Raw genomic sequence first — 3,973 nt, 5'->3', positions numbered from 1 at the left:
GGCAAAAGCACCGCCAAGATGGCGGCGTTACTAGCCTGCGTAAGTCCTAAAATAGTTAAGATGTTTTTAATTTACTATGCTCAGAGCCGGAATTGTCGGATTGCCCAATGTAGGCAAATCTACTTTATTTAATGCCTTGGTTGCCAATGCCAAGGCAACAGCCGCTAATTTTCCTTTCTGCACGATTGAACCGAATGTGGGTGTCGTGGCGGTACCGGATGAACGGTTAAACGTGCTGAGCAATATTTGCAATTCTGCTCAAATTGTACCGACGCGGATTGAATTTGTTGATATCGCCGGTTTGGTGAAGGGTGCGAGTCAGGGAGAAGGACTAGGGAACCAGTTTTTATCTCACATCCGAGAAGTGGATGCTATTGTTCAAGTTGTACGTTGTTTTGAAAATGATGACATCATTCACGTTGCCGGCTCAGTAGATCCGCTACGAGATATTGATATTATCAATCTAGAGCTAATTTTAGCGGATTTAGCTCAGATTGAAAAGAAAATTGAACGCACCCGGAAGCAAGCTCGGACTAGCAAGGAAGCTCAGCTAGAATTAGGAGCACTGGAAAAATTGGCAGCAGTTTTGAATGAAGGCAAACCAACGCGACAGTGTAGTTTAAGTGAAGAGGAAGCTGAGTCTGTTAAAGGATTAGGTTTGATGACAAACAAGCCAATTATCTATGCTGCTAATGTCTCTGAGGATGAGTTAGCAGGGGGCAACAATTATGTTGAACAAGTGCGAGAACTAGCATCTAAAGAAAATGCTAAGGTTGTAGTAGTTTCTGCTCAAGTTGAGTCAGAATTAGTAGAGTTGCCAGAGTCAGAACGAGCAGATTTTCTGGCATCTTTGGGGGTGGAAGAAGGGGGCTTAAAATCTCTGATTAGAGCTACCTATGAATTATTGGGTTTGCGGACATATTTTACCAGTGGGCCAAAGGAAACTCGCGCCTGGACAATTCTTGCCGGAATGTTAGCACCGCAAGCAGCCGGCGTAATTCACTCTGATTTTGAGCGTGGTTTTATTCGCGCAGAAACTGTTGCTTATAAAGATTTAGTTGCTACTGGTTCTATGAATGCAGCTAAGGAAAAAGGCTTAGTCCGTAGTGAAGGTAAAGAGTATGTGGTGCAGGAAGGAGATGTGTTACTGTTCCGGTTTAATGTATAGGTTTTTTCAAGGAGTAAGCAGATGAATATTGTGCCGATTCTGATTAGTTGGTTGGTAACTTCGGTGAGCTTTTTTATCATTTCTAAACTGCCGATAGGAGTAGAAATTACTAGCTTTAACAAAGCTCTAATTTCAGCGGCAGTTTTTGGAATATTGAATGCTCTAATTCGTCCAGTTTTTGTTGTTTTGGGTTTACCTTTTATCTGGATAACGTTCGGTTTGTTCACCATCATTATCAATGCGATTATCTTTGGTTTAGCTGCTTGGCTAGTCGAAGGATTTTGGTTGCGGTGGGGAATCTGGAGTGCATTATTAGGCGCGGTTGCATTGGGTTTTATTAACTCGTTGCTTTATCAGGTATTGGCTTCTATTAAGCTGTAATTTAGCACGCCTAAAAACTTCAGCCTGAATCGCAAAGAAATCGGGTTTCTCTGAAAAATTAAGATTCTCATGAGTTATCTGCAAAGAAACCCCAAAGAAACCGGGTTTCTCTGAAAAATTAAGATTCTCAACAAGGTATCTACAAAGAAACCCGGTTTCTAACCTCAACTTGCATAACTCCTGTCCTGTTAAAATATTTCCAATGACTTACCTCTAAAAAATTCAGGGTTCACCTGACTATAAAGTTGCTGTGGTTGGCTTAATTCGCGAATGGGTTGTAGATAAAAATTACTATATTTCCAGTAATCAAACTGTCTAAGAACACGATAACTAATTGTTTCTAAAAAGTTCATTAATCTCTTTTGATTTGCTCTCCTAACTTCGATGATTATATCAGGTTTATATTTTAATAATATCTGTTTAGCTCCTTCTAAAACATCAATTTCTAAGCCTTCCACATCGATTTTAATTAAATCTATGGGCTCTTGTACTAATTCATCCAAAGGCAGAATCTCTATTTCCCCTGTTTCACTGGCTACCACTTCATTTAAACATAAATCCCCGGCTGGATGTTCTACCAGAGTAGATTTACCTGGAAATCTGCCCACAGCATAGCCTAATTTGGATAAATCTACATTACTAAGTTGATTTAAGAATATATTTCTTTTTAATAACTCAATTGCACCTGGATGAAACTCAATTGGAACCACCTTAGCCGCTGTCATTACTTTGGCAAAATAAACTAAATGGTTGCCCGTATTTGCTCCTACATCTACAATAACAGGATTTTTAACTTTGATATTTTTATCTATAAATTCTAACTCCGCTAATTCATAAAAATGACCTGAAATGTGAGCAATTTCAACACCTAGATTTTTCCCTGTAATCTCAAAATTTACAGGGTTTTCTTGATAATCAAAGGAAACTTTATTATTGTCGCTCAATAAATGATTGACAAAAGATAACCATTTCTGAGAGTTAACATGACTGGGATTTAATTGCAAAATATTGGTAAATATATCTCTGGCTTCACTGAGGTGATTTTGCCGTACTAATATATTTCCAATTGACCAAAGAGACTCAACATCAGCAGAGGATTTTTCTAAGGCAATTTTAAAATAGGTAATTGCTTCATCTAATTGACCTTTTTGAATTAAAATTGCTCCAATTTGTCTGAAACCATTTAAATAATTTGGTTCGATTTCTACTAAACGCTTAAAACATAAAAGAGCCTCATTAAATTCTTCTAATTCCATCAGACAGTTAGCTAAATTAGATAAGCCAATCTCATAGTTAGAATCAAAAGAAAGTGATAATCGATAAAACTCTATGGCTTTTTCTATATCCCCTTGTCTTTTATAAATAACGCCTAAGTTACTTATACTCTCAATATGATTTTGTTGCACTGCTAATATTTGCAGATACATCGATTCTGCTTCTTGAAATTGTTCGTTTTGTTGATAGTTTAAAGCTATCTGGAAAATCTTTTCTATACTCATCATAGTTGTAATGCTGACTTCTGGATGGTAGAGATACCGCCCAGAGGGCGGTGTTAGGTGAGAAGTTCCTAATTCCTATTTGTATTTATCAACTTCAACTAATCCTGCTGCGTCGAAAATTGGCGAGCCCCAATTAGAGAAAAAATCACTGCTGCACCCAATAAAATCGGTACAATATACCAAGGAAACTTAGTTAAATCGTAGGCAGCGGCTCTCAAGCCAATACTAGCATAAGTCAGTGGCAAGAGATAAACTATGGTTTTCAAAGCCATTGGCAAAGTTGCAGGGTCGAAAAAAGTTGCTCCCAAAAATGACATGGGAACTATGAGAAAATTGTTATATAAGCCGACAGCTTCCAGCGATTTTACTGTCAACCCGACAATTACGCCTAAACCAGAAAATACCGCACAATTAAGGACTATCACTAGCAAAAATAGGGGATTGAGAAATACTAGCTTTTGAGTGAACAAAACTGCTACTAAAATCACTGAAGCAGAAGTCAGTAAACCTCGGACAATTCCCGCTAGCATTTTACCCGTATGCAAAGCTAAAGGATGCACTGGTAGTAACAATAATTCCTCAAAAGTTTTGGTATAGAGGCGTTCCCCACAAATGGAAAATACAGTACCGCTAAAACTGATAGTCATTGAGGATAAAGCTACCATTCCCGGTAACATAAACTCTAAGTAATTGCCGCCAATGGCGGGTTTAGGTAAGGAACTCCCCAACCCCAAACCAAATGCTAAAATATAGATGATTGGCGATACTAAACCCGCAGCAGCAACTGGGAGTATTCTAACTCGTAAATCTAACCAATCTCCCCAAAAAACAGTAAGAGTATCAGTTAAAATATTTTTGAGTGGGGATTCTTTCATGTTGGGAATAGGTAAGGCAGTTTTGAGCGTTGTAACGCCGCCCTCTGGGC

General features: G+C 38.4%; 4 protein-coding genes. 2 read left to right on the top strand and 2 right to left on the bottom strand.

What is annotated here, in order from left to right:
* Positions 1-76: 76 nt before the first annotated feature.
* Positions 77-1,168 carry a redox-regulated ATPase YchF gene (gene ychF / locus PN499_RS27015; RefSeq protein WP_272036386.1) on the top strand — a complete coding sequence of 364 codons (1,092 nt, stop codon included), beginning with the start codon at positions 77-79 and terminating at the stop codon, positions 1,166-1,168.
* A 21-nt stretch (positions 1,169-1,189) separates the two neighbouring features.
* A complete protein-coding gene (locus PN499_RS27010; RefSeq protein WP_272036384.1) occupies positions 1,190-1,549 on the top strand; it encodes a phage holin family protein in 360 nt (119 codons plus the stop codon).
* Between the two features lie 188 nt (positions 1,550-1,737).
* Here the strand turns inward: PN499_RS27010 and PN499_RS27005 are convergent, their stop codons facing one another.
* Positions 1,738-3,051, bottom strand: coding sequence for a protein arginine N-methyltransferase (locus tag PN499_RS27005; protein WP_272036382.1), 1,314 nt, complete (start codon positions 3,049-3,051; stop codon positions 1,738-1,740).
* 95 nt (positions 3,052-3,146) lie between these two features.
* On the bottom strand, positions 3,147-3,923 hold the full coding sequence (locus PN499_RS27000) for an ABC transporter permease (RefSeq protein ID WP_272036388.1): 777 nt from the start codon (positions 3,921-3,923) through the stop codon (positions 3,147-3,149).
* Between the last annotated feature and the right edge of the window lie 50 nt (positions 3,924-3,973).

Source organism: Kamptonema animale CS-326 (assembly GCF_028330895.1).
Lineage (GTDB): Bacteria > Cyanobacteriota > Cyanobacteriia > Cyanobacteriales > Microcoleaceae > Kamptonema > Kamptonema formosum.
This window is presented reverse-complemented; position numbering and strand designations above follow the sequence as displayed.

Bases quoted from the DNA above. Each gene is read 5' to 3' on its own strand.
- ychF (WP_272036386.1), top strand. From the start codon at position 77: ATGCTCAGAGCCGGAATTGTCGGATTGCCCAATGTAGGCAAATCTACT.
- PN499_RS27010 (WP_272036384.1), top strand. From the start codon at position 1,190: ATGAATATTGTGCCGATTCTGATTAGTTGGTTGGTAACTTCGGTGAGC.
- PN499_RS27005 (WP_272036382.1), bottom strand. From the start codon at position 3,051: ATGATGAGTATAGAAAAGATTTTCCAGATAGCTTTAAACTATCAACAA.
- PN499_RS27000 (WP_272036388.1), bottom strand. From the start codon at position 3,923: ATGAAAGAATCCCCACTCAAAAATATTTTAACTGATACTCTTACTGTT.